Source organism: Nocardioides albus, from assembly GCF_014648255.1.
In the GTDB taxonomy this organism is placed as follows: domain Bacteria; phylum Actinomycetota; class Actinomycetes; order Propionibacteriales; family Nocardioidaceae; genus Nocardioides; species Nocardioides albus.
In genome coordinates, this window is record NZ_BMQT01000010.1 from 234,147 (window position 1) to 260,009 (window position 25,863).

The 25,863-nt window shown below is 70.0% G+C and carries 20 protein-coding genes, 1 pseudogene and 1 riboswitch; of the genes and pseudogenes, 11 read left to right on the forward strand and 10 right to left on the reverse strand.

What is annotated here, in order from left to right; translation table 11 throughout:
- Window positions 1-28: 28 nt before the first annotated feature.
- The 5 genes from cobN (at window position 29) to IEY84_RS21325 (ending at window position 7,685) form a co-directional block, all read left to right on the forward strand.
- The gene (cobN, locus tag IEY84_RS21305; RefSeq protein ID WP_183548573.1) at window positions 29-3,778 is read left to right on the forward strand and encodes a cobaltochelatase subunit CobN; all 3,750 of its coding nucleotides are present in this window, start codon (window positions 29-31) and stop codon (window positions 3,776-3,778) included.
- Window positions 3,775-4,554 carry a precorrin-6A synthase (deacetylating) gene (gene cobF / locus IEY84_RS21310; RefSeq protein WP_183548575.1) on the forward strand — a complete coding sequence of 260 codons (780 nt, stop codon included), beginning with the start codon at window positions 3,775-3,777 and terminating at the stop codon, window positions 4,552-4,554. The genes cobN and cobF overlap by 4 nt, the downstream gene beginning before the upstream one ends.
- Window positions 4,551-6,221, forward strand: coding sequence for a cobyric acid synthase (locus tag IEY84_RS21315; RefSeq protein WP_183548577.1), 1,671 nt, complete (start codon window positions 4,551-4,553; stop codon window positions 6,219-6,221). Before cobF ends, IEY84_RS21315 begins: the two co-directional genes overlap by 4 nt.
- The gene (locus IEY84_RS21320; RefSeq protein ID WP_183548579.1) at window positions 6,218-6,949 is read left to right on the forward strand and encodes a cobalt-precorrin-6A reductase; all 732 of its coding nucleotides are present in this window, start codon (window positions 6,218-6,220) and stop codon (window positions 6,947-6,949) included. The genes IEY84_RS21315 and IEY84_RS21320 overlap by 4 nt, the downstream gene beginning before the upstream one ends.
- 70 nt (window positions 6,950-7,019) lie before the next feature.
- Window positions 7,020-7,685 (forward strand): (2Fe-2S) ferredoxin domain-containing protein, encoded by a 666-nt coding sequence (locus tag IEY84_RS21325; protein ID WP_183548581.1) that lies wholly within the window; start codon window positions 7,020-7,022, stop codon window positions 7,683-7,685.
- 103 nt (window positions 7,686-7,788) lie between these two features.
- Here IEY84_RS21325 and IEY84_RS21330 read toward each other — a convergent pair.
- The 9 genes and pseudogenes from IEY84_RS21330 to IEY84_RS21370 form a co-directional block, all read right to left on the reverse strand.
- A pseudogene (locus tag IEY84_RS21330) lies at window positions 7,789-8,547 on the reverse strand (CbtA family protein); the annotation flags it as partial.
- Window positions 8,548-8,564: 17 nt separating this feature from the next.
- The gene (locus IEY84_RS21335; protein ID WP_183548585.1) at window positions 8,565-8,795 is read right to left on the reverse strand and encodes a CbtB domain-containing protein; all 231 of its coding nucleotides are present in this window, start codon (window positions 8,793-8,795) and stop codon (window positions 8,565-8,567) included.
- Window positions 8,796-8,948: 153 nt separating this feature from the next.
- On the reverse strand, window positions 8,949-10,022 hold the full coding sequence (locus IEY84_RS21340) for an ABC transporter substrate-binding protein (protein ID WP_183548587.1): 1,074 nt from the start codon (window positions 10,020-10,022) through the stop codon (window positions 8,949-8,951).
- Window positions 10,019-10,858 carry an ABC transporter ATP-binding protein gene (locus IEY84_RS21345; RefSeq protein WP_183548589.1) on the reverse strand — a complete coding sequence of 280 codons (840 nt, stop codon included), beginning with the start codon at window positions 10,856-10,858 and terminating at the stop codon, window positions 10,019-10,021. Before IEY84_RS21345 ends, IEY84_RS21340 begins: the two co-directional genes overlap by 4 nt.
- Window positions 10,855-11,904 (reverse strand): FecCD family ABC transporter permease, encoded by a 1,050-nt coding sequence (locus IEY84_RS21350; protein WP_183548591.1) that lies wholly within the window; start codon window positions 11,902-11,904, stop codon window positions 10,855-10,857. Before IEY84_RS21350 ends, IEY84_RS21345 begins: the two co-directional genes overlap by 4 nt.
- Window positions 11,901-12,887: a cobalamin biosynthesis protein gene (locus IEY84_RS21355; protein WP_183548593.1), complete on the reverse strand. Its 987-nt coding sequence runs from the start codon at window positions 12,885-12,887 to the stop codon at window positions 11,901-11,903. The genes IEY84_RS21350 and IEY84_RS21355 overlap by 4 nt, the downstream gene beginning before the upstream one ends.
- Window positions 12,884-15,721, reverse strand: coding sequence for an Rv2231c family histidinol phosphate aminotransferase CobC (cobC, locus tag IEY84_RS21360; RefSeq protein WP_221209083.1), 2,838 nt, complete (start codon window positions 15,719-15,721; stop codon window positions 12,884-12,886). The genes IEY84_RS21355 and cobC overlap by 4 nt, the downstream gene beginning before the upstream one ends.
- On the reverse strand, window positions 15,718-16,332 hold the full coding sequence (gene cobO, locus IEY84_RS21365) for a cob(I)yrinic acid a,c-diamide adenosyltransferase (RefSeq protein ID WP_183548597.1): 615 nt from the start codon (window positions 16,330-16,332) through the stop codon (window positions 15,718-15,720). Before cobO ends, cobC begins: the two co-directional genes overlap by 4 nt.
- Window positions 16,332-18,440, reverse strand: a complete 2,109-nt coding sequence (locus tag IEY84_RS21370) for a VWA domain-containing protein (protein WP_229788907.1) — start codon at window positions 18,438-18,440, stop codon at window positions 16,332-16,334. Before IEY84_RS21370 ends, cobO begins: the two co-directional genes overlap by 1 nt.
- A gap of 26 nt (window positions 18,441-18,466) precedes the next feature.
- A riboswitch (cobalamin riboswitch) is annotated at window positions 18,467-18,600 on the reverse strand.
- Window positions 18,601-18,654: 54 nt separating this feature from the next.
- Between IEY84_RS21370 and cbiE the strand changes: the two genes are divergently transcribed.
- Complete coding sequence (cbiE, locus tag IEY84_RS21375) at window positions 18,655-19,965, forward strand: precorrin-6y C5,15-methyltransferase (decarboxylating) subunit CbiE (protein ID WP_183548599.1); 1,311 nt, start codon at window positions 18,655-18,657, stop codon at window positions 19,963-19,965.
- A gap of 7 nt (window positions 19,966-19,972) precedes the next feature.
- Here cbiE and IEY84_RS21380 read toward each other — a convergent pair whose 3' ends face one another.
- Entirely contained in the window at window positions 19,973-21,148 is a 1,176-nt protein-coding gene (locus IEY84_RS21380; RefSeq protein WP_183548601.1) for a PucR family transcriptional regulator, read from the reverse strand.
- A 407-nt stretch (window positions 21,149-21,555) separates the two neighbouring features.
- Here IEY84_RS21380 and IEY84_RS21385 point away from each other — a divergent pair, with 407 nt between their 5' ends.
- The 5 genes from IEY84_RS21385 to IEY84_RS21405 all read left to right on the forward strand — a co-directional run bounded on the left by IEY84_RS21385 (window position 21,556) and on the right by IEY84_RS21405 (window position 25,832).
- Window positions 21,556-22,269 (forward strand): hypothetical protein, encoded by a 714-nt coding sequence (locus IEY84_RS21385; RefSeq protein WP_183548603.1) that lies wholly within the window; start codon window positions 21,556-21,558, stop codon window positions 22,267-22,269.
- Between the two features lie 41 nt (window positions 22,270-22,310).
- Window positions 22,311-22,931, forward strand: coding sequence for a hypothetical protein (locus IEY84_RS21390; RefSeq protein WP_183548605.1), 621 nt, complete (start codon window positions 22,311-22,313; stop codon window positions 22,929-22,931).
- Window positions 22,932-23,033: 102 nt separating this feature from the next.
- Window positions 23,034-23,651: a hypothetical protein gene (locus IEY84_RS21395; protein WP_183548607.1), complete on the forward strand. Its 618-nt coding sequence runs from the start codon at window positions 23,034-23,036 to the stop codon at window positions 23,649-23,651.
- 123 nt (window positions 23,652-23,774) lie between these two features.
- Window positions 23,775-25,049: a hypothetical protein gene (locus tag IEY84_RS21400; protein ID WP_183548609.1), complete on the forward strand. Its 1,275-nt coding sequence runs from the start codon at window positions 23,775-23,777 to the stop codon at window positions 25,047-25,049.
- Window positions 25,050-25,340: 291 nt separating this feature from the next.
- Complete coding sequence (locus tag IEY84_RS21405) at window positions 25,341-25,832, forward strand: hypothetical protein (RefSeq protein WP_183548611.1); 492 nt, start codon at window positions 25,341-25,343, stop codon at window positions 25,830-25,832.
- Window positions 25,833-25,863: the final 31 nt, after the last annotated feature.

The following is a 25,863-nucleotide window of genomic DNA, read 5'->3' on the forward strand; positions in this document are numbered from 1 at the left end:
GGGCGAGAACCCCTAGGAGGAACTCGGCATGGCCGACTCTGCACGCGTACGCATCGCCCTTCTGTCCACCTCGGACACCGATCTGCTCTCGGCACGTGCCAGCGGCGCCGACTACGCCTGGGCGAACCCGTCGCGGGCCACCGACCTCGAGGCGGTCGTCGCCGATGCCGACCTGGTCGTCTTCCGGCTCCTCGGCTCGCCCAGCGACCTGTGGGACGGCCTGAGCGCCGTCAAGGAGCGCGGCGTCCCGGTGGTCGTCCTCGGCGGCGAGCAGCAGCCGAGCGCAGAGCTGATGGAGCACTCCACCGTCCCGATGGGTGTCGCCGCCGAGGCTCACCGCTATCTCGCCGAGGGTGGGCCGGCCAACCTCGCTCAGCTGCACGCGTTCCTCTCCGACACGGTCCTGCTGACCGGGTTCGGGTTCGAGCCGCCGGCCTCCGTCCCAGCGTGGGGGTTTGCTGACCGTGTTGGTCTCGACACGCCTCCGCCTAGCGGCTCCGGCGGCTCGACCAGCGGGAAGCCGCGCATCGGGGTGCTCTACTACCGCGCCCACGAGACCAGCGGGAACACCGCGTTCGCCCACGCGCTGGCCGACGCCATCGACGCTACCGGCGCGGCCACCGGCGTACCCGTCTTCGCGGGATCGCTGCGCTCGGCGCCCGACGACCTCTACGAGGCGCTCGGCACCCTCGACGCACTGATCGTGACCGTGCTCGCGGCCGGCGGCTCCGTGCCCGCCTCGGCGAGCGCCGGTGGCGAGGACGAGGCCTGGGACGTGGAGCGGATGGCGGCGCTGGATATCCCGGTGCTCCAGGGCCTGTGCCTGACCAGCTCGCGCGCGGAGTGGGAGGTCTCCGACGACGGCGTCACGCCGCTCGACTCGGCCAACCAGATCGCGATCCCCGAGTTCGACGGGCGGATCATCACCGCCCCGTTCTCCTTCAAGGAGCTCGACGAGCAGGGTCTCCCCCACTACGTCGCCGACCCCGAGCGCACCGCGCGGGTCGCCAGGATCGCGGTCAACCACGCCCGTCTTCGCCACACTCCCAACGCCGAGAAGCGTCTCGCGCTCGTCCTCTCCGCCTACCCGACCAAGCACTCCCGCATCGGCAACGCCGTCGGCCTCGACACCCCGGTCTCGGCGATCCGGATGCTGCGCCGGCTCCGTGAGGAAGGCTATGACCTGGGCTCCGACAACGAGGTCGTACGCATCCTCGACTCTGTTGGTCTCGACACGCCTCCGCCTAGCGGCTCCGGCGGCTCGACCGACGAAACCGCTGGTCGAGCCGCGAGCGCTAGCGAGCGTGTCGAGACCAACACAGTCGTCTCCGAGCGCGAGACCGCTGCCGGTGACGCGCTGATCCATGCCCTGATCGCCGCCGGCGGGCAGGACGAGGAGTGGCTGACCAACGCCCAGCTCACCGACGCCCACGTCCGCATCTCCAAGGCCGACTACGACCAGTGGACCGCCGATCTTCCCGCTGACCTGCGCGAACAGATGGTCGAGACCTGGGGACCGACGCCGGGAAGCCTGTTCGTCAACGACAACGAAGAGCTCGTGCTGGCCACGCTCCAGGCCGGCAACATCGTGATCCTGATCCAGCCGCCGCGCGGGTTCGGCGAGAACCCGGTCGCGATCTACCACGACCCGGACCTGCCGCCGAGCCACCACTACCTGGGTGCCTACCGCTGGCTCGAGCACGGTTTCAGGGCCGACGCGGTCGTCCATCTCGGCAAGCACGGCTCGATGGAATGGCTGCCCGGCAAGAACGCCGCGCTCTCGGCGTCCTGCGGTCCGGACGCGGCGATCGGCAACATGCCGCTGATCTACCCGTTCCTGGTCAACGACCCCGGCGAGGGCGCCCAGGCCAAGCGCCGGGCGCACGCCACGATCATCGACCACCTGGTGCCGCCGATGGCGCGCGCGGAGTCCTACGGCGACATCGCGCGGCTGGAGGGGCTGATGGAGGAGTACGACCGGATCTCCTCCATGGACCCAGCCAAGCTGCCCGCCATCCGCGGCGAGATCTGGCAGCTGATGAAGGCCGCCGAGCTCCACCGCGACCTCGGTATGGAGGAGCGGCCCGAGGACGACGACTTCGACGACTTCATGCTCCACATCGACGGCTGGCTTTGCGAGATCAAGGACGCCCAGATCCGCGACGGGCTGCACGTGCTCGGCGCGGCTCCGGAAGGTGAGGCGCGGGTCAACCTGGTGCTCTCGATCCTGCGTGCCGCGCAGGTCTGGGGCGGCGTCGGTGGCGCCGTTCCCGGGCTCCGGGCGGCGCTCGGGCTCAAGGAGGGGGTCTCGACAGGCTCGACCACCGGGAAATCGGCGGTCGACGAGATCGAGGCCAAGGCCCGGGACCTGGTGCAGCGGATGGACGCAGCCGGCTGGGACCCGGCCATCGCGCAGACACTCCACGACGACCCCGCGGTGCAGCAGGTGCTCGTCTTCGCCGCCGAACAGGTGGTGCCGCGGCTGAACGGGACGACCGACGAACTGTCCGCCGTCCTGCACGCGCTGGACGGTGGCTTCGTCCCCGCGGGGCCGTCGGGGTCGCCGCTGCGCGGGCTGGTCAACGTACTGCCGACCGGGCGCAACTTCTACACCGTCGACCCGCGTGCGGTGCCGTCACGGCTGGCCTGGCAGACCGGGCAGGCGATGGCCGACTCGCTGCTGCAGCGCTACCTGGACGAGACCGGCGACTACCCGACCTCGGTCGGGCTGTCGGTGTGGGGCACGTCCGCGATGCGTACGGCCGGTGACGACATCGCCGAGGTGCTCGCGCTGCTCGGGGTGCGCCCCGAGTGGGACGAGGCCTCGCGCCGCATCACCCACCTCGACATCATCTCGCTCGAGGAGCTGGGCAGGCCCCGGATCGACGTGACCGTACGCATCTCCGGGTTCTTCCGCGACGCGTTCCCGCACGTGGTCTCGATGCTCGACGACGCGGTCCGGATGGTGGCCGACCTCGACGAGCCGGACACCGACAACTTCGTCCGCGCGCACACCCTCGAGGACCTCGCCGATCACGGCGACCAGCGCCGCGCGACGTCCCGGATCTTCGGCTCCAAGCCCGGTTCGTACGGGGCCGGGATCCTGCAGGTGATCGAGGCCGGCAACTGGCGCTCCGATGCCGATCTGGCAGACGTCTACACCGCGTGGGGCGGCTTCGCCTACGGCCGCGACCTCGACGGCGCTCCGGCCGCCGACGACATGCGCGCCAACTACCGCCGGATCAAGGTCGCCGCCAAGAACGTCGACTCCGCAGAGCACGACATCGCCGACTCCGACGACTACTTCCAGTACCACGGCGGCATGGTCGCGACCGTCCGCGCGCTCACCGGCAGCGAGCCGAAGGCGTACGTCGGCGACTCCACCTCCCCCGACGCCATCAAGACCCGCACGCTGCAGGAGGAGACCAACCGCGTCTTCCGGGCCCGGGTGGTCAACCCGCGCTGGATCTCGGCGATGCAGCGCCACGGTTATAAGGGCGCCTTCGAGCTGGCCGCGACCGTCGACTACCTCTTCGGCTTCGACGCGACCGCAGGGGTGGTGCAGGACTGGATGTACGAGAAGCTCGCCCGCGAGTACGTCCTGGACGAGACCAACCAGGAGTTCATGCGGACCTCGAACCCGTGGGCGCTGCGTGGGATCGTGGAGCGACTGCACGAGGCGGCGGAGCGCGGGCTGTGGGAGACGCCGGATCCCGAGGTCGTCGCGGCGATGCAGGAGATCTATCTCGACATCGAAGGTGACCTGGAGGAAGAGTGACGCGCACGATCAAGATCATCGGCGTCGGTCCAGGTGACCCCGACCAGGTCACCCTGGAAGCCGTCGCCGCGATGCGGTCCGTCGACTACTTCTTGGTCACCGACAAGTCCGGCACGGCCAAGGGCGGGATGCCGGATCCGCTGGTGCGGGCCCGCGAGGAGCTGCTCGACCGGCACCTCGACCGGCCTGCCCGGGTGGTCAAGGTCGCCGACGCGCCCCGTGAGCGGCGCGAGGAGTTCACCGGGACAGACGCGGAGTATCGGACCGCGGTCGCCGACTGGCACCGGGCCCGGGTCGAGAAGTATCTCGCCGTGCTGGCCGAGAACCCCGGCGACGTCGGCTTCCTGGTCTGGGGCGACCCGGCCTTCTACGACTCCACGATCCGGGTCGTCGACCAGATCGCCTCGGAGATCGAGATCGTGGTCGACGTCATCCCCGGGATCTCCTCGGTGCAGCTGCTCGCCGCGCGACACCGGCTGGTGCTCCATGACGTCGGTCGTCCGCTCTACGTCACCACCGGCCGTGCGGTGCACGAAGCCGTCGAGGCCGGTCACGACAATCTCGTGGTGATGCTCAACCGGGTCGTCGACCTGCCCGGCCTCGAGGACTGGCGGATCTGGTGGGGCGGCAACCTCGGCACTCGTGAGGAGGAGCTCGTCGCCGGCACCGTCGGTGAGGTTCTTCCGGCGATCGAGGAGGCTCGGAACCGGCTGCGGGACACGTCCGGTTGGGTCATGGACATCTATCTCTTGCGGGCTCCGCGGACGACCCGATGAGCGGGCTGCTGGTCGCCGGCACCACCTCGGACGCCGGCAAGTCGGTCGTGACGACCGGGCTGTGCCGGGCGTTCGCCCGGCGGGGTGTGAGGGTGGCGCCGTACAAGGCGCAGAACATGTCCAACAACTCGATGGTGGTCTCGACCACCGGGGGCGACGGGACGATGGCCGAGATCGGGCGGGCGCAGTGGGTGCAGGCGCTGGCGGCGCGGGTGACCCCGGAGCCGGCGATGAACCCGGTGCTGCTCAAGCCGGGCTCCGACCGTCGCAGCCATGTGGTGCTGATGGGGCAGGCTGCGGGCGAGGTGTCATCGCACGACTGGGAGGCGGGGCGCCGGCATCTGGCGACCGCGGCCCATGCGGCGTACGACGATCTCGCATCCCGCTACGACGTGATCGTCGCCGAAGGCGCGGGGAGCCCGGCCGAGATCAACCTGCGAGCCGGCGACTACGTGAACATGGGGCTGGCTCAGCATGCCGGGCTGCCGACCGTGGTCGTGGGTGACATCGACCGAGGCGGGGTGTTCGCGGCGATGTACGGCACCCTCGCCCTTCTCGATCCTGCGGACCAAGCCCTGATCAGCGGGTTCGTGATCAACAAGTTCCGGGGCGATGTCGGGCTGCTGGCACCTGGCCTCACCTCCCTCGAGGAGCTCACCAAGCGCCCGGTCTTCGGCGTGCTCCCGTGGGAGCCGTCCCTATGGCTCGACTCAGAGGATGCTCTCGACCTCGAGGGTCGCCGCTCGGCGGCCGGCGCCACCAAGAAGGTCGCGGTCGTACGCCTCCCCCGGATCTCCAACTTCACCGACGTCGACGCGCTCGGCCTGGAGCCGGACCTCGACGTCGTCTTCGCCGCCTCACCGGCGGACCTCACCGACGCGGATCTCGTCGTGCTCCCCGGCACCCGGTCCACGATCAGCGACCTCGCCTGGCTCCGCTCGCGGGGCCTCGACGTGGCCATCACCGAGCACGTACGCCGCGGCCGCCCGGTCCTCGGGATCTGCGGTGGCTTCCAGATGCTCGGCGGCGTGATCGCGGATCCTGACGGCGTCGAGGGATCGGTCGCCGAGGTCGAGGGGCTGGGCCTGCTCGACGTACGCACCGACTTCGCCCCCGCCAAGAACCTCCGCCTGCCCACCGGCTCGGCGCTCGGGGTCGCGGCGAGCGGCTACGAGATCCACCACGGCCGGATCACCCGCGGCGACGGGGTCTCGGAGTTCCTCGGCGGCGCTCGTTCGGGGCAGGTCTTCGGGACGATGTGGCACGGCAGTTTGGAGGGCGACGCGCTGCGCGGTGCTTTCCTTGCCGCGACGCTCGGCCGCGAGCCGTCCACCGTCTCCTTCCCCGCTGCCCGTGAGCGTCGCTTGGACCGGATCGGCGACCTAGTCGAGGAGCACCTCGACGTCGACGCCCTGCTCGACCTCGCCCGCTCCCCCGCTGGTCGAGCCGACGTCGTGAGGGACGAACGACGTCGTGTCGAGACCAACACGGTGCCATCGAGCGCGACAGCGGACCGTGTTGGTCTCGACACGCCTCCGCCTAGCGGCTCCGGCGGCTCGACCATCGGGGGAGACGGCTCGACCAGCGGGGGAGACGGCTCGACCAGCGGGGGAGACGGCTCGACCAGCGGGGGAGACGGCTCGACCAGCGAGGGGAACGCACGATGAAGCTGTTGATCCTGGGCGGGACCGGGGAGGCTCGGGACCTGGCCGCGCGGCTGCTGGACGAGGGCGTCGACGTCACCTCCTCGCTGGCCGGCCGGGTGGCACGGCCGCGACTGCCGGTTGGCGCGGTGCGGATCGGTGGGTTCGGCGGGGTCGAGGGGCTGCAGGCGGCTCTGGCGGAGTTCGATGCGGTTGTGGACGCGACCCATCCCTTCGCCCGCGGGATGTCGGCCAACGCGGTCGCGGCCTGCGAGCTGACCGGCCATCCGCTGCTCCGGCTGGAGCGGCCGGGCTGGCAGCTTGACCCTTCCTGGGTCTACGCCGAAAATCACGACCAGGCCGCGGATCTCGCCGCCGGCCTCGGCGATCGACCGTTCATCACGGTCGGCCGCCAGGAGCTCGGGCGCTTCGTACCTGCACTGGCCGGACGCGCCGCGCTCGCCCGCGTGGTCGATCCTCCGGAGCTCGACCTTCCCGAGACGTGGACGCTGCTCACCAGCCGCGGTCCCTACCACCTCGAGGGCGAGCGAGAGCTGATGCGCGAGCACGGCACCGACGTACTCATCACCAAGGACTCCGGCGGCACCTACACCTGGCCGAAGATGGCGGCGGCCGCCGAGCTGGGCGTGCAGGTGGTCGTCGTCCGTCGGCCCGCCGGGCCCGGTGATGTGGCGACGGTCGACGACGTCGCCGAAGCGATGAGCTGGGTGCTGGGCCGGCGATCGCTATGACAGAGGGTCCGACCTCGTGAACGGCTTCACAAACCTGGACCCTCAGTCACAGGCACGGGTTCTGGTGGGTATGTCCGTGACCGACGTCGACCGGCGCGACGAGCTCCTCGGCCGGGCGCGCGACCACGACGCGAGCGTCGCCTTCCTGCAGCTGGGCGACCCGTCGCTCTCCCACGAGCTGACCCGGCTGGCCGACGAGGGAATCGCGACCATCACCCTGATCGGCATCAGCCTCGGCCCTCTCGCCCCGGGCCACTCCTGGCTACGCCGGATCGCCGCCCACTGGTGGCGCGAACGCACCGGCCGGCGCCCCGAGATCCAGGTCGCGACCCGACTGGCGACCGATCCCGATGAGGTCGCAGCGGCGCTGGCCGACAAGCTGGCTGAGACCCGCCCGATCACCGGCACCGAGCCCGGACTCACCTCGCCGGCGTGGGAGCAGGTGCCCAGCCACGTACGTCAGGTCCTGATCTGCCGCGGCCCACGCTGCACCGCGAAGGGCTCGGAGGAGACCGCCAGGGCGGTGATCCTGGGCGCGATGGAGGCCGGGCTCGGCGACGACGACCTGCTGATCACCCACACCGGCTGCCAGTTCCCGTGCAATCAGGCACCCGTGCTCAGCGTGCAGCCCGACGACGCCTGGTACGGCAACGTGGAAGCGGCCGCCGCCCGGGCGATCGTGCGTGATCACCTGGCCGACGGCCGCCCCGTGGAGGCCTACCTCCTCCCCCGCTGACCGCCGAGTCGGCCCGTCCTCACCCAGATCCACGTCGAGTCGGCGCGTCGTAACGCGCCGACTCGACGTGATTTCCGGTCAGGATGAGCCGACTCGGCGCGGGTCACAACGTGGCGGCGAGTGCCCTGCGCTCGGCGACGGCCTGCTCCTGCGCGTAGAGCCGCCCGACCAAGCCGGTCAGCGCCACGCCGAGCACGCCCCACATCGTGGCGAGCGTGATCAGCGAGGCGACCCGGAAGGACCACAGCGTGTCTGCCGGGAAGTCGCCGATCTCGTTGACCGTGACGAAGAGCTGGCCGGCGACGACCACGACCACCAGATAGGCGGCCGTGCCGCCGACCACGGCGGCATAGGTCCCGACCCGCTCCCGCAGCCGCACCACGCCATAGGTGGCGAGCACGGCAGCGAGGACGGAGAGGAGCAGGTAGCCGAAGTAGACCGACGTACGCAGCCCGATGGTCTCCCCGCTGCCGACCGCGGGCGGCGTGGCCGGATACTTGAGGAACGGCACCAGCGCGACCGCGACGAAGCCGATCAGGGAGACGAGCGCCGTCGACTGGCCGGGCGTGAGCCGGCCGAGCCGTCCCATCGTGGCGGCGGCGACCAGGGCGAGGAGGCCACCGAGCGCTACGCCGATGGCCAACGTCCCGGTCAGCAGCCCCCAGGTGCTCTGGTTGGCGCGGGAGACCTCGGCGGCCTCTACTTCGCCGTCGCCACCTTCGGCGGCGTGCGAGTGCGAGTGTCCGTCGCCTCCGGCCTCCTCCAGCGCGATGGCAGCGCCGACCTGCGGCTCACCGACGGCGTACGCCACCAGGAAGGTGACGACGCCGGCGAGGAGACCGGCTAGCAGGCCGCGTACGAGAAATGCACGCGCGCTCATCAGTGGCAGGGGTAGCCGAGCAGGTGACGACCGTCGTGGACCCACTCGTGGATCAGCGTGCCGGACGGGATCGAGACGGCGCCCTGGTCAGCGCTGATGAAGAAGAGCACCAGCAGCCCGAGAAGCCCGAAGAAGAGCGCCCAGGGGGCCAGCTCACGAAGCGGGATGGTGGGCACGTGGTTAATGGGCCCAGTGGCGCCGGCGACGGGCGCCACAGCATGCTGCGACATATGTCCTCCTCAGGGATATCTGCGTCCCTGTTCGATGGGGTTGGACGGACACTCGGGTCTGACTCCACCGCCGCGAGGCGATGTCACAGTAGCGCGACTGTGCCGGATTCCCACCGGCTTCCTCATGTCCGTTGTGTGCACTATAGCCAGATCTCAGCGGAGCCACTCGTTGCCGTCGAGATTGGTGAGATCGGTGATGTCGAGCGTCGGCTCGATCCCCGACTCGGGTGCGATCCCGAAGTGCTCCAGGGAGCGGCGTACCCACTCGGCGGCGTCGATGTTGAGCGGACCGGAGACCCACATCGCGTAGGGCAGGTTGACGAACCTGTTCTCCTTGACGGCGGGCAGGTCGCGGGAGGCGGGGTTGGCCTTGAGGACCTTGACCTTCTCCTCGTACGACTGGCCGGGGTAGTCCACGAAGTAGATGACGTCGGGGTTCGCGGCGGCGATGCGCTCCCAGCCGACCTCGGTCCAGGTGTCCTCGACGTCGCCGGTCGCGTTGGTCAACCCGGCGGTGTCGAAGATCGCCTGCGGCCCGCCGAAGGAGCCGGAGGTGAAGATCGCATCGGTGCCGGAGTCGAACAGGAACCCGGTCGGCTCCTTCGCCGGCTTCGGGGCGCTCTCCAGAGCGTCGCGACGCTCCTCGATGTCGGCCACGACCTTCGCCGCGGTCTCCCGGTGGCCGGTCAGCTCGCCGATGTTGAGCAGGTCGGTACGCAGCGCCGTCCAGGCCTCCATGGTGCCGCGGTCGCCGTCCTCCTGCCTGCAGGTCTCACTCAGCAGGTAGGTGTCGACGTCCTGCTCGTGCAGGGTCTCGGGCAGCAGGTTGCGCGACTCGTCGAACCCGTAGCCCCAGCCTGCGAACATCATCTGCGGCTTGACCGCGAGCACGGTCTCGAGGGTCGGATGATCATCCCCGACCACCCGGAGCTCGTCGACGCGATCATGTGGGTAGGCGAGCTCGAGCAGCGGCTTGTCACGCGCCAGACCGGTGACGGCGACGAGCTCGTCGCGGGCGCCGGCGGCGAGCGCGATCGAGATGATCCCACCGTCGTACGCGTAGAGTTCGGTGACCGGCTCGTCGACGGTCACCTTCTCGCCACAGTTCTCGACGGTGATCGCGTCGGCGCCGGCGGCACCGGACGCGGTCGTCTCCTCCGCACCACAGGCGGTGAGGATCGTGGCGCCGAGCGCGAGCGCAGCCAGGCAGGCGAGGCGTGGATTCATGCCGAGTGGTCCTTCCGGGGGTGGATGAGCAGATGGGGCTGGGCCAGGTGCGGATGGGTCACCTGCACGGACCCGACGCCGAAGTGGAGGTCGACGCTGATGTCGTCGAGGACCTCAGCGGGCGGGCCGTGGGCCACGACGGTCGCCGGGCCGGTGTCGGGGTCAGAACCCTGGGGTCGGCCGAGGACCGCCAGCCGATCGAAGGAGCGGAGCGCCAGATCGAGGTCGTGGATCGTGGCGACCAAGGTCTCGGCCCGGTCGGCGACCGTGTGCAGCAGCCGTAGCTGCCAGGCGACGTCGAGATGGTTCGTGGGCTCGTCCAGGAGCATCACCGGGCACTCCTGGGCGAGACCGCGAGCCATCACCGCCCGCCGCCGCTCGCCGCCGGAGAGACGGTCGCACGGGTCGTCGATGCGGTCGGCCAGACCGACAGCATCGAGGGCCGCGCGGACGATCGCGCGCTCCTGCGTACCGCCTCGAGCCCAGGGCCGGGTGCGTGGCACCCGGCCCAGTGCGACCATCTCGCCGACGAGCAGCTCGGTGGAGGCGACCTCTTCCTGGGGGACGTACGCCAACCGGCGGGAGCGCTCGCGCGAGCTGATCCGGCTGGTCTCGCGAAGCACGCCGGAGGAATCGGTGAGATAGCAGTGTCCGGCGCTCGGCCTCAATACTCCCGCGAGGATCCGCAGCAGCGTCGACTTGCCGACGCCGTTCACGCCCACGATCCCGAGGCTGGTGCCCACGGGGATGTCGAGGTCGATGTCGCGAAGCACGTCGCGTTCGCCCAGCCGGGCGCCGACCCCGCGCAACCGCAGCACCGGTCCCTGCCCGCTCATCCCTCGCCTCCGAACCGATACCTGCCACGGCCGAGCAGCAGCAGGAACAGCGGGGCGCCGACGACGCCGGTGACCACACCGAGCGGGATCTCCTGCGGACGCGCCACCATCCGCGCCAGCACGTCGACCCACAGCAGGAACAGTCCTCCGCCCAGCGCCGCGACCGGCAGGACGACCCGATGCGTGGCGCCCACGAGCAGCCGGGCCGCGTGCGGCACGATCAGTCCGACGAACCCGATCCCGCCGCTGACGGCGACCAGGAGACCGACCAGCACCGCCAACCCGACGAACAGGGCCGTACGCAGCGCCGCGACGTTCACGCCGAGCGCCGCCGCCGTCTCCGGGCCGGCGGCGAGGGCGTCCAGCCAGCGGTGCATCGCCAGCATCGCGAGCCCCAGGACGAGGCTGAGGGCGGCGGGCAGCCACAGCTTCTCCCAGCTGGCGCCGCCGACGCTGCCGAGCATCCAGAACATCACCGAGTTGGCGGCGCGAGGGTCGTCGCTCATGAAGACCAGGAACGACGCGATCGCGGAGAGCCCCGAGGAGAGGACCACCCCGGAGAGCACCAGCCGGATCGGGGTCAGGCCACCCTGAGCGGTCGCCACCAGCCAGACCAGCAAGGCCGACCCGATCGCCCCGACCAGGGCTCCGGTCGAGACGGCGTAGATGCCGAACCCGGCCAGCGCACCCGTGGTGATGGCCGCCGTCGCCCCCACCGACGCGCCCGAGCTGATCCCGAGGAGGAACGGGTCGGCGAGCGGGTTGCGGACCAGGGTCTGCATCCCGGCGCCGGCCACCGCGAGGCCCGCGCCCACGACCAGTGCCAGCAGCGCCCGCGGAAGACGGAGGTCCCACACGATCACGTCCCACTTCCCGGGGGCGTCGCCCTGGATCCGGTCGCCGACCGCCGCGACGACGTCGGCGACCGGGATCCGCTCCGAGCCGAAGGCGAGGGAGACCACCGCGCTGAGGACCGAGGCGACCAGGAGGCCGAGGACCAGCGGTACGAAGGGCACTCTGCGGTTCCCACCGGAGACGGAGCTCATGGCAGGACGTCGAGCGTCGTCCGGTCACTGCCCGGGCTGGATGACCTGCCCGGTTCGACCTCCCGGATCGCGTACGCCACCGCCGCCGCGACCAGGGCGGCGCCGAGATCGACGTGGCGGGCGAGCCTGGTGGCGGCCGGGATGTGGCCGGGGCCGGGTGGCGGGCCATCACCCATCACGGCGCGATGTTCGACGCGGGTGCCGTAGTAGGTGTTCGTCCCACCCAGTCGGGTGTCGAGCGCTGCGGCGAACGTCGCCTCGGCGACCCCGGCATTCGGGCTGGGGTGGCTGGGTGCGTCGCGCCGCCAGGCCCGCCACGCGATCCGGGTCCGGCCCGGACGCATCACGAGCACGAGCAGCCCGGTGAGCCGTGATCCGGGCAGGTTGGCCAGGTCGTCGAGGCGCGCGGCGGCCCAGCCGAAGCGCTCGTAGCGGTCGTTGTGGTGACCGACCATCGCATCGAGGGTGTTGGCCGCGCGGTAGCCGAGCAGTCCGGGCACTCCCGCGACGGCTCCCCACACCAGCGGCGCGACGACCGCGTCCGAGGTGTTCTCCGCGACCGACTCGACGACGGCGCGGGTGACCTCGGAGGCATCGAGGCTGTCGGTGTCCCGACCGACCAGGCGGCCGACCTGTGCTCGTGCTGCGGGTAGGTCCTCGGTGGCGAGCCGGGCGTGGACGGCGTCGGCCTCGCGCTCCAGGGACCGGCCGCCCAGGACGGCCCAGGTGGCGACGGCGGTGGTCAGCATGCGTACGACGGGGCGCCGGCGCGCGACCGTCTCGACGGCCACACCGGCCAGGACCGCTCCCCCGACGAGCGTGGCGGCGTAGGCGGCGCCTGCCGCCCGGTCGTCGGCATAGAGGCGGCGCTCCGTGGCGGCGGCGAGCGTGCCGAACCCGGCGACCGGATGACCCCGGCTCGGGTCGCCGAGGAGGCGGTCGAGTCCGAAACCGATCAGCAGGCCGAGCGCCCGGGCACTCACTGCCGGCCCTCTGCCGCGGCGGCGCCCTCGAGCGCGCGCAGGAGCTGGTCGGTCAGCTCTGGGGGACGTACGGCGATCCGTACCCACTCCGGACCCAGCCCCGGGAAGGTGTCGGCCCGGCGCACGGCGATGCCCTGCTCGCGCAAGGCCTCACGGACTCCGGCTCCCGTTCGGACCAGGACGAAGGAGGCGGTCGAGGGGACGTACTCGATCTCCAGCTTCCGCAGACCCGCCTCGAGACGGCCGCGCCAGGCTCCGATCTCCTCGGCACGCTTCCTGGCCTCGGCGCTGGCGTGCTCGGTGGCGCAGGCGAGGATCGCGGCGGCGGCGGTCGCCGAGACCGACCACGGGGTACGCGCCCACTCCAGGTCGCGGATCGCGGCGGTGTCGCCGACCACATAGCCGGCCCTGACCCCGGGAATCGACCAGTGCTTGGTGAGGCTGCGGATCACCAGCAGACCGTCCGCGCGGTCGGCGGTGAGCGTCTCCGGCTCGCCAGGGACCGCATCCATGAACGCCTCGTCGACCACGACCAGACGGCCGGGGCGGAGGAGGCCGCGGAGGGTCGAGGCGGGATGGAGTACGCCGGTGGGGTTGGTCGGGTTGCCGACGACGACCAGGTCCGCATCGTCGGGCACCGCGGCCGGGTCGAGCGCGAAGCCGTCCTCGGCCCGACAGTGCACCTCGGTGACCTCGTGACCGGCCTGCTCGAGCGCGGCGTGCGGCTCGGTGAACTGTGGATGGACGACGACCGGCCTGCGCCACGCCCGCGCTCGGGCGACGAGCGTGAACGCCTCCGCCGCCCCCGCCGTCGGGAGCACCTCGTCACACTCGCGTCCGTGGTGCTTGGCCAGCGCCGCCCGCGCCGGCTCCTCGTCGGGGTATCCGGTCGACGCGAGCGAGTCGTGGAGCGCCTGCTCCAGCCACTCCGGTCGCAGTCCTGGGTAGACGTTCACCGCGAAGTCGAGCAGCCCATCGCCGATCTCGACGTCCCCGTGATGGCGCAGCGGGTCGCTCAGCGCGCCGTCCGTTCCGGTGGGCGACACTTTCCCGCCCTGGCGGGAATCAGCGGTTTCACCGGCACTGGCGCCGGCGCACTCTCCCGCCATGGCGGAAAGATGCGGCACCGCGCGATGGGCGGCAGCGGCGAACCTGGCCGCGAGCATCGGATGGCCGGCCCAGTGCACGTGCAGGTACGACGCGTGCAGCGTCTCCGACGCGAACCCCACCAACGCCGAGACGTCACTCCCGTCGGCCGAAGCGTCAGTCCCGTCGGCCGAAGCGTCAGTCGCGTCGGCCGAGTTGGCACTTGTGGGGACCGAACCTGCACTTGTGGATCGCGAAACTCGACTTTCGTCGTCCAGAACTGCCATCTCGGCCGCCACAACTGACGTCTCGGCCGACGTACGTGACGTCTCGGGCGACGGGGGTGACGTTTCGGCCGACGTACGTGACGCTTCGGGCGACGGGGGTGACGTCTCGATGAGCCAGGCGGGCTGGGGGCCGGCGGGGGGTGAGGTGGTGGTGCGGTGGAACTCGTGGCCGGTGACCTGCTCGCCGGCGCGGGTGAGGAGGGAGTCGGAGGGGGCGGTGGCGACCGGGTAGCGGAGGGTGAGGCGCTCGCTCATCGCTGCTTGGGCGGGGAGGGCGCCGGCCATGGGTACGCCGTCGAGGGACTCGGCCAGGTAGAGGAGACCGGCGCACTCGGCGACTGTCGGCACGCCGGCCTCGACGGCCGCCCTCAGGTCGCGGAGCAGGTTCGTGTTGGCGGCGAGCTCGGCGGCGTACATCTCGGGGAAGCCGCCGCCGAGATAGATGCCCTGGGTTCCCGCGGGCAGCGTGGGATCGGTGAGCGGGTCGAAGGAGCGTACGTCGCAGCCGGCCGCCTCCAGGAGCTCCTCGGTCTCGGGGTAGCGGAACGTGAACGCTCGCCCACCCGCGACGGCTATCACCGGGCGAGCATTCGCGTCGTCGACTGTGTTGGTCTCGACACGCCTCCGCCTAGCGGCTCCGGCGGCTCGACCGACGGGCGCATCGCTGGTTGAGCCGGCGTCGTGAGGCACGAGCGACGCCGTGTCGAAACCAACACGGTCGCCCTCGCGCAACGCCGTCACCGGATCCCAAGGACCTCCGTCCAGCTCGGGTGCCGACCGTGCAACCTCCAGCAGCGCGGACAGGTCCAGATGAGAAGCGACCTGCTCCCCCAGCCGCTCGATCAGCGCGACCGACTCGTCGCGCTCGGCGACCGGAACGAGCCCGAGGTGGCGCGAGGGCGTCGCCAGCGACGGATCAAGCGGCAGCATGCCCAGCACCGGCAGCCCGAGACGGTCCAGCGCACGCCGGATCTCGTCGGCGTTGCGCCCGGGAGAGCAACGGTTGAGGACCACTCCCCCGATGCGTACCGAAGGGTCGAAGGCCACCATCCCCGCAGCGATCGCGGCAGCGGAGCGGGACATCCGGGCGACGTCGAGGACCAGGACGACCGGCGACGAGGTCAATGACGACACGTGGGCGGTGGAGGAGAAGCCGTCGGTCCCGAGGCGGCCGTCGTAGAGGCCCATGACACCTTCGATGACCGCGATGTCGGCACCGGCCGCACCGTGGAGCAGCAGCGGCACCACCCGGTCGACGCCGACCAGGTGCGGATCGAGGTTGCGGCCCGGGCGTCCGGTGGCGAGCGCGTGGTAGCCGGGGTCGATGTAGTCCGGTCCGACCTTGTGACCACTGACCACCAACCCCGCAGAGGTACGCAGCGCCGCCATCAGCCCGGTCGCGACCGTCGTCTTCCCCGAACCCGTCGAGGGCGCCGCGACCACCAGTCGAGGCAGGGTCACCATTCGATGCCCCGCTGGCCCTTCTGACCGGCATCCATGGGGTGCTTGATCTTGGTCATCTCGGTGACCAGGTCGGCGACCTCTATCAGCTCAGGCGCAGCGTCGCGACCGGTGATGACCACATGCTGGCGCCCCGGCCGCGCGGCAAGCACCGTCGCCACCTCCTCGGCGGAGACCCAGCCCCACTTGATCGGGTAGGTGAACTCGTCGAGGACGAGCAGGTCGTACGTCTCCGCGGCCAGGCACCGCTTGATCTCGGCCCAGCCCTCGGCGGCGTCCGCGGCGTGGTCCTCGGCGTCGCCCTGCTTGCGCGACCAGGACCATCCCGAGCCCATCTTGTGCCAGTCGACCGGACCGCCTTCGCCGGTCTCCTCGTGCAGCGCACCCAGACGCTCGAGCACCGTCTGCTCGCCGATGCGCCACTTGGCCGACTTCACGAACTGGAAGACCCCGATCCGCCAGCCCTGGTTCCAAGCGCGCAGCGCGAGCCCGAAGGCGGCGGTCGACTTCCCCTTGCCGGGGCCGGTGTGGACCATGATCAGCGGACGGTTGCGACGCTGGCGGGTGGTGAGCCCGTCGTCGGGTACGTTGAGCGGCTGTCCCTTCGGCATCAGGCGGCGCCCCGTCCCGGGGTCGACCCGGTGAACCCGTGGACGGCGGAGGTCAGCGCCTCGGCGCTCACCTCGGCGACGGGCACGTGCTCAGCCCCCAGGTGGGCGGCCAGCTGACGCGCCAGCCCGAGCCGCATCGGTCCGCTCTCGGAGTCGATGACGACGGTGGTGACGCCCAGACCGGCGACGTACGCGGCGGCCTGCTGCGAGCGCCGCACCGCGTCCTTCCCGTGAGTCTTGGAGTTCGCGCGGCCGTCGGTGACGACCACCAGCAGCGGTCGCAGATCGGGGTCGCGCAGACGCTCGCGCTGGAGCACCCGGGCGGCTTCGAGGAGACCTTCGGCCAGCGGCGTACGTCCCCCGGCAGGCACCTCGTCGAGACGCGCTGCGGCGAGGTCGACCGACCCGGTCGGCGGCAGCACCAGCTCGGCACCCTCGCCGCGGAACGTGATCATCCCGACCTTGTCACGGCGGCGGTAGGCGTCAAGCAGCAGCGAGAGCACCGCCGCCTTCACCTGTGCCATCCGCTTGCGCGCGGCCATCGACCCGGACGCGTCCACGCAGAAGAGCACCAGGTTGGCCTCGCGCCCCTCACGGACCGCGGTGCGCAGGTCCTCGACCCGCAGCTCGACCCGTCCGGACGTACGCCCCCTCGAACCCTGCTTCCCCGCCGCCGCCTTGAGCGTCTCGACCAGGTGCAGCGAGCCTCGGCCGCTTTCCCGCGCCCCGATCCGGCGTCCGCTGCTGCCGATCGCCTTGCTCCGCCCGCCCGTGCGCCCGGTACCGAGCCCGGTGACCGTCAGCAGCCGCGGCCGATAAGCCACCCCCGCAGCGTCGGTCGACAGCCCCGCCGAGGAGTCAGTTCCTGACCCCGAGGAGTCAGTTTCTGACGTCGAGGAGTCAGCTTCTGACGCCGAAGAGTCGGTTGTCGAAGCCTCTTCGATCGAGCCCTCCTGGTCAGAGGTGTCGCCGGGCTCGGCCTCCGGGGCAGGGGCGTCGGTGGTCGTCGAGTCCTCCCCAGAGGTCTCCTCAACCTCGACGTCCGGATCCGTCTCCGGCGGCTCAGGCGGTAGCTCGTCGCCCCCGAGAATCCGGTCGAGCAGGTCCTCGTCGATCCCCGGAGCATCGAACGGGTTCCGCCGCCGCCGGTGCGGAAGCGCCAACAGCGCTGCCCGCCGGATGTCGGCGCGAGTGACCTCGGACCGCCCGACCCAAGCAGCGTGTGCGACCGCGGTGCGGGCGGTGACGATGTCGGCACGCAGCCCATCGACCTCGAACGCCGCGCAGACCTCGGCGATCTTGAGGAGCCCCGGCTCGGTGAGCCGGACCTTCCCGACCAGCTCACGAGCGGCGGCGATCCGGGAGGTCAGCGCGCGGTCGTCCGCCCCGAAACCCTCGACAAAGGCACCAGCGTCGAGGTCGAAGGCCATCCGCCGGCGTACGACCTCGGCGCGCAGCGCCGGATCCCGCGGCGCCGCGACCTCGACGGTGAGCCCGAAGCGGTCCAGCAGCTGCGGGCGCAGCTCGCCCTCCTCGGGGTTCATGGTGCCGATCAGGACGAAGCGCGCGGCGTGCGAGACCGAGACGCCGTCGCGCTCGACCGAGACGCGCCCCATCGCCGCCGCGTCCAGCAGCAGGTCGACCAGGTGGTCGTGGAGCAGGTTGACCTCGTCGACGTAGAGCAGCCCGCGGTGTGCCCGAGCCAGAAGACCCGGCTCGAACTCGACCGCACCGCGCGAGAGCGCGCTCTCCAGGTGGAGCGAGCCGACGACACGGTCCTCGGTGGCCCCCACCGGGAGCTCGACCAGCCGCACCGGCCGGCTCTCCACGACGGCGGCAGACCCGAACGGACCGTCCGGCGACTCCGCCGACGGGTCGGACGGATCGATCGAGAACCGATCCCCCGCGTAGACCGAGATCGAGGGCAGCACGGCCGCCAGGCCGCGTACGGCCGTCGACTTCGCTGTCCCCTTCTCGCCACGGACCAGGACGCCGCCGATCTCCGGGGAGATCGTGGTGAGCACGAGCGCGAGGCCCATGTCGTCGAGACCTGTGGTCGAGTCGGCCTGGCAGCCGAGGACGGCAGAAAATGGGTAGTGCACCGGCATGAGAGGCTCCCGCTCCCTATCGCGTTGATTGGATGGTCACGGGGCCGGTCTTCGGACTTACCGAGTCCCCTGATGGGGCTCGGATCACCGCAGCGGGCCTGCGCCGGACTCTCACCGGCTTCCCAGATTCTCCCGTCCTGCCTTCCTCACCGTTTCCGATGGCTGGGCAGTCGGGGCACCTCGTGACTGTGCGGTCACTGTAGCGTCTGGCCCCATGATCGTCGTGGTGGGCATCGGTGCCGGTGGTTGGGACGAGGTCCCCGTACGTCACCAGCAGCTGATCCGGGATGCCTCGGTGCTCCTCGGTGGCAAACGCCATCTCGACCTGGTCCCGGACGTCCCCGGTCAGCGCCGCGAGCCCTGGCCCTCACCGCTCCGCGACGGGCTCCCGGCCCTGCTCGACTCCATCGGCGACGCCGTCGCTCTGGCCTCCGGCGACCCGCTCGTCTCCGGCATCGGCACGACCCTGATCGACCTGCTCGGCCCGGAGAACGTACGCATCGAGCCGGCCCTCTCCTCCGTCGCCCTCGCCCGCGCCCGGATGGGCTGGCCGGCCGAGTCGTGCGCGATCGTCAGCCTCGTCGGCCGCGACGTCGCGCTGATCGCCCGCGAGCTCGCCCCCGGCCGCCGGATCCTGGCGCTCTCCTCGGACGGCTCCACCTCGGGCCACATCGCGAACCTTCTGGTCACAGGCGGTTTCGGCGGCTCGGCGATGACCGTCCTGGGTGACCTGGGGGCGGAGACGGAGAGTACGCAGACCGCGACCGCCGATACCTGGGCCGGTGAGTCACCGCGCCTCAACATCGTGGCGATCGAGTGCGTCGGCGACCGTGTTGGTTTCGACACGGACCCGCTCGTCCCTCGCGGGTCCGGCTCAACCAGCGGGGGCGGTCAGCCACCGCTGGTCGAGCCGCCGGAGCCGCTAGGCGAAGGCGTGTCGAGACCAACACAGTCGTTCCCCGCTACCTGGACCCCAGGCCTCCCCGACGACGCCTTCGAGCACGACGGCCAGCTGACCAAGCGCGACCTGCGCGCCTCGGCGCTGTCCCGCCTGGCCCCGACCCCAGGGCAGCACCTCTGGGACGTCGGCGCCGGAGCCGGGTCGGTCGGGATCGAGTGGATGCGGGCACACCCGACCTGCACCACGACCGCGATCGAGGCCAGCCCCGAGCGGGCGGCCCGGATCGCGCGCAACGCGGTCCGCCTCGGCGTACCCGGGCTGACCCTTGTCGAGGGCCGCGCCCCCGACGCCCTGGCGGACCTCCCCGCCCCGGATGCGATCTTCATCGGCGGCGGCGCGACGCGTCCCGGCGTGCTCGACAACTGCCTCGCGGCGCTGCGCCCCGGCGGCCGGATCGTGGTCCACGGCGTCACGCTGGAGACCGAGCAGCTCCTCGCCGCGGCCTACCAGGAGCACGGCGGCGAGCTGACTCGCATCTCGGTCGAGACCTCGGCCCCGATCGGCACCTTCACCGGCTGGACACCTGCCCGGTCGGTCACCCAGTGGGCCCATACCGTCGGGTGAGGTGAAGTCAGCAGTCGACGGCCTCACGTCGCCACCGTGGGACCGCTGACTCCAGAGCCGCGAGCAGGCCGACGGTCTCCGACGGGTCGTTGAGGCGGTCTCCGAAAAGATTCTTGACGCTCCGAAGGCGGTGACGCACGGTCTGCTCGTGGACGTGCAGCTGCCTGGCGACGACCGGGGCGCTCGGACGGGTCCCCAGCCAGGCCTGCATGGTCTCGGCCAGCACCAGACGGCGTTTCGGGGACTCCCCCAGGAGCGGCGCGAGCAGCTGCTCGTCCGCGACGCGGCGCAGCATCGGGTCGGCGTGCAGACACAGGTCGGACTGGTGCGCGGCACACCACACGATGCCGTCCGTGGACGGTTCCAGGACCTGCTCGGCCACCAGGGCGAGGGCACGGTGGCCCCAACGTACGGCGTGGTGGGTCTCGACGAGCTTCACCTCCCAGGTGACAGCGACCGGACGACTCGTCGCCGCGACGACCGCCTTGACCCGTAGATGCAGCTCGGCCGTCGGGCCGATCATGACGATCGCCCCTTCGCTCGGACCGGTGAGCAGGCGCGCCGTGGGGGCGGCGAGCTCGGCGGAGACGGGTCCGCCCGGCGCCACTGCGACCGCCACCTTGTCTGCCATCTTCCAACCGGCGCGAGCGGCCAGAGCAGGTAGATCGCTGGACCCTTGGGCGCCGACGAGCGCCACGAAGAGCGCCAGCCGCGGGTCGGCCTGCGGTACGGGCTCGGTGAACCCGCGCATCGCGTGCTCGAGCAGCTGGTGCTGATAGTCCAGGAGCGCCTCGGCGAGGTAGCTCACCGCCGACCGCGGTAGGCCCAGCTCGTCGGCCAGCCTCGACATCTCCCGCCACGACTCCTCGGTCGCGATCTGGTGAGCGGCCCGCATCGCGTCGAGGTTGTGGCCGGCCCGGCCCTCCAGGCTGCCCAGGCGTTGGTAGAGGTGGGCGACGGTGGTGCCTCGTACGGGCGCCCCCGCCATGGCATCGATGAACAGCGCGACCGCCTCGTTCAGCGCCTCCGCGATGATGTCGCGCAGCCGTGGGTCGCTGAAGGCTGCGACCTCGCCGCAGATGCGCCGGGCGATGCGGCGCGAGAGCTCCGTGGCCCGCGGTCGGCAGGCCATCCCGATCTCGCGGGCGACGGCGTCGGGTGGTGGGGACAGGTGGATCCGCATTGTCGCGCGGGGCCTTCTGGGGATCGGGCCCGGGAACGTATTCGTGATCGGTCGTGTCGTCGAAGCCACGCAGCGCTCTCCTCCGTATCCGCCCTCCGCTGTGCCGCGACCTGGGGAGCCGCGCAGAGGACGACAACATCTCGAAGTCAAGGGCGTGCGGTACGCCGCGTCCAGAGCCTTCCGCGGATGTGCGCGAAGAACCACGAAAACTTGTAACGCGCATCACAAGATTTCGTCTCTGAGGCGAAATTGTCACCAACCTGACAATTTTTGCCGGATCTGGTGACTTTCGATGTCGCCACGGTAGCCAGCCACCCGCCGCGACCCCCTGAATAGGTGCCGTCATCGCAGTTGTGGTCGATCTCCCACCCGGCTCGATCACCCCTCCCACACCGTAAGGGGAACACGTGAGAACCAGCCCTCCACCCCGTCGCCGCACCTGGGTCGCCACGGTATTCGCCGCCCTCGTCGCCACCGCGCTGCTCGCCGGCGCACCTGCCGCTCAAGCCGTCGAGAACCCGACCCTCAAGGTCGACTACGACGCCGTCGGTACGACGCACATCGGCTCGCAGGTCGACTCGTCGATGGCCATCGGGCCCTCGGTGCTCAAGTCGGTCATCGACACCACCAACGGCCACCTCGTCGGCGGCTCCCTCGCCATCCCGACGCAGACCATGAACTTCGAGATCTTCGGGATCCCGGCCCGCGCCAAGGTCACCATGACCCAGGTCGGGGCCTTGTCCGGAGCGATCCTGCCCACCAGCCAGCTCGGCAAGGCGACGCTCACCTCGACTGTCGCCTACGACATCCAGCTGAGCCACGTCGAGGCCAAGGTGTTCGGCATCTGGTGGCCGCTGGCAGTGGGAAGCAACTGCCACACCGTCGACCCGGTCACCATCACCGCCAGCACTCCCGAGGGTGAGTTCTTCACCGTCAACGGCGGCGGCCGGGTCACCTCCACCTACACGATCGGGAGCTTCACCGGGTGTGCCGCGCTGAACTTCTTCGACATCCCCGGCTTCTTCCCCTGGTTCGGCTCCATCCCGATCAACGCCCTGGTGCCGGGCACCGACAACACCCTCGAGCTGCAGATCGCCAACCCTCGCGCGGGCACCGCGTGAGCCTCTCGGGATCATCCCACCACAACAGAAAGAGAACCATCATGAAGAAGATCACCAGCCGCGTGCTCACCGGTCTCGCCGCCGGCGCACTCGCCACCGCCACCGTGGCCGCCATGTCGTCGCCTGCCCAGGCGGCCCTCGACGGCTACACCCCGACCGGCCCGGACCCGGTCGTCTTCACCGGCAACAACGTCTCCTTCACCGCGGACGAGGCCGCCCAGACGCTGACCTGCACCCAGTTCGACTTGATCGGCAGCATCACCAACCCCGGCGTGAACAGGCCGTTCGGCACGGAAGCCGGCGAGCTGGACCAGCTCGACTCCAGCGGCTGCACCAACCCGACCGCCGGAGACACCACCGTCGACCCGACCGGCATCTGGCACGTGCAGATCGACGACGCGGAGATCGGCTCAGTCTCGCCCGCGACGCTCACCGACGTGACCGCGTTCGTCTCGGCGGCGGGCTGCTCGTTCAACGTCGCGGGCGAGGTGAGTGGCACGTTCAACGACTCCACCCAGGTGTTCACGCCTACCGGGTCGACGCTGGTCATCGCTGACAACCCGGTCGGCTTCATCTGCCCGATCCTCGGCGTCGCGCAGGGACAGTCCATCTCCGTGGCCGGGACATGGACGGCCAACGGCCTGACGATCACCAACCCGTGATCGACCAGCGCTGACCATCCATCCAGGGGTCTGTGTCGATGGCCCCGGTCATCGACACAGACCCCTACCGCTGTCGCCATCCATCATCGCAGGAGTGGAATCATGAAGAACCTCATCAGCCGTGCGCTCACCGGTCTGGCAGCCGGAGCACTCGCCATCGCCACCGTCGCGACAATGTCCCTACCAGCCCACGCCGCCGACTTGTACACGCCACACGGTGGCCCCGGCGTCGCCGCCACAGGTAACGACATCGCCTTCACCGACGTCTTTGCCGAGCAGACGTTCAGCTGTGAGCAGTTCGACCTGCATGGCGCTCTAATCAGCACTGGTCTCAGTAGGCCCTTTGGGACGACAGCCACCACATGGGACCATCTCGACTACAGCGGGTGCACCAACCCGATCTTCGGCGAAACCACGCTCGTCCAGACCGGCATCTGGGGATTTGCGATCACCGGCCCGGAGGCCGGAACGGTCTCACCTGCCACGCTCACCAGCGTAGCCTTCCTCCTCTCATCGGCCGGCTGCTCGTTCAACATCACAGGGGAAGTCTCCGGCACGTTCGAAGACACGACTGGCGTGTTCACGCCGTCAGGGTCGACCCTGACGATCGCTGACGATCCAGCGGGGTTCATCTGTCCGCTCCTCGGCTTCATGAAGGGCGACGACATCAGCGTTAGCGGCACCTGGACGATCACCGGACTGACAGTCACCAATCCCTGATCGACCGACACTCGCCCCACCGAGGAGTCGAGCGAAATTTGTCACGCGCATGACAACTTACGTCGATTCCAATCCCAACCTTCAGCGAAGCTGTGGCACTCGCTACATCCGAGGACTTAACTGATGGCGGACATCCGTACGGTCCTCGCCGGACCCGACCACCGTGAGGAACTCTTCATGCGCATCCCCCACCCTGGAGCACGCGCCGGTCAAGCGGCTATCGGCGTTCTACTACTGGCAGCCACCTTCCTGGCGGTCCTCAGCGGTCCAGCCCAGGGCGATCCCGAGGTCGATCCACGGAGCGCCTCGCAGAGCAACCTGAAGGCCGACCTGCCCGGCGTAACGACGTTGATCGAGGACAATCCGGCCGAGGGCCTACCCGGGTTCGACGACCTTCCCGCGAACCTGTCGCTCAGCGGCACTGAAGGAACTGTAACCAACTCACAGCACGCAGTCGCCCGCCGCGCGAAGATGTCCATCACGACTAGTCCGATCTGGGCGGCTCTGTACACGTTCACATTCAACAGTCCGATTGAGAACCCAACGACCTACAAGGGTGGTTGCAACAAATTTAACAAAACTCCGTGCACACCAGATCCCTTCTACCAGCCGCCTTGCGCAACTGATGATCCGTCTACCCAATGGCCGACAAGGTATAGCCACCACATACTTTATCCATTTAAGCCCCTTGAGGGCGGCGGCGCCGAGGTGGGCATCCTCAGCGAGGACAAACTCAACCTGATCGCATTCGGGAGCATTCCGGCCACCGCGACGCTGACGATGTCTGTGCCTCGGGTCAATGGGAAGGTCCAACCGCTGGCGTCGCATTTGTGGGAGCGTCGTATCCCCGGGGCGCCAACCGGGTGCTCTCCACGACCCAACGACATTCCAATTGTATCGGCGCTGGTCGAAGGTAAGGTCACCCTTGAGCTCAGCGACCTCGAGGTCGATGGGGTGCCGGTTGAGCTTGGGACGAAGTGTCGGACGAGTCACCCTGCGAATATCTACCTTTGGGGGGACTACGGTTCGGGGTCCTACTTCCCTGCCACCGGTGGCCCATTGGCAGCCTACGAAGGAATGCATCCAGGATCGCGGGGACCGTTGAACGACCCGTATTACTATGAGGACAACGGACGCACCATCCCCCCGTCCTCGGGCGTCGATATTCCACCCTTCGTCAACTGTGGGGTTGGAGGTGAAGACCTCAGCCCTGTGGTGACTGCCATGGCTTCGGGACCAAATAACCCGGTGCGTGCCATACAGGGCCCATTGATTTTCATCAACCGAATTCCCCTCGAGAACATCACCATGTGCGAACCGCATCGCCCCACCGTGTGCCCGTTACCGGCCCCGGAGATTCCAGAGATGCCGCCGCTCCCCGACGGCGAGGGCGAGTGACCGATCATGGTGCCGCCGCTGCGTACCTCTCCTCATGGATTCATCGCGGAGAGCGCGGCGCGGTGGCGTCGGCCGAAGCACTCCAGGTCGGGATCTCGTGCAGACACGCGACCTGACCGACGCAGAGTCAGACGACGGGACGTACGTGCGGGGCAGGCCGGCCAGGGAAGCAGGAACTCTTCGCGGTATCGGCTGACCTCTACCCGCAACGCACCCGAGCTTCACATCACTGACCCCCGCGCGGGAACTGCGTGAACCTCTCGGGATGACCCCACCGATAGGGAGACCACCATGAAGAAGCTCACCACCACACTGCTCGCCGGTGCCGCCGTCGCTCTCGTGATCGCGACGCTCGTGGCAGTGTCGCCGCCTGCCCGGGCTGCGGCCAACACCTACACCCCACACGGCGGACCCGGCATCACGCTCGGCGGCGAGCTCACCTTCACCGTTGAGGAGGCCAACTTCAGATTTACCTGTCAGCAGTTCGACCTGACGGGCATCCTGTTGGGCCCGGGTGACAGCAGACCGTTTGGTACGCCTACCACCACCTGGGACCAGATCGCCACCAGCGGGTGCAGTTCTCCGCAGGGCGGTGATGTCACGGTCAACCCGATCGGCGCCTGGGCCTTTACGATCACCGGACCAGAGATCGGCTCAGTGTCGCCCGCCGCGATAACCGACGCGTCCATGTTCGTCGGGACGTCCGGATGCTCGTTCAACGTCGCCGGCGACATCACTGGCACCTTCGATGATTCGCCCTGGGTTTCGTTCCGTGATCTTTGACAGGATTGGGAACGATGCCGAAGAAGTACTC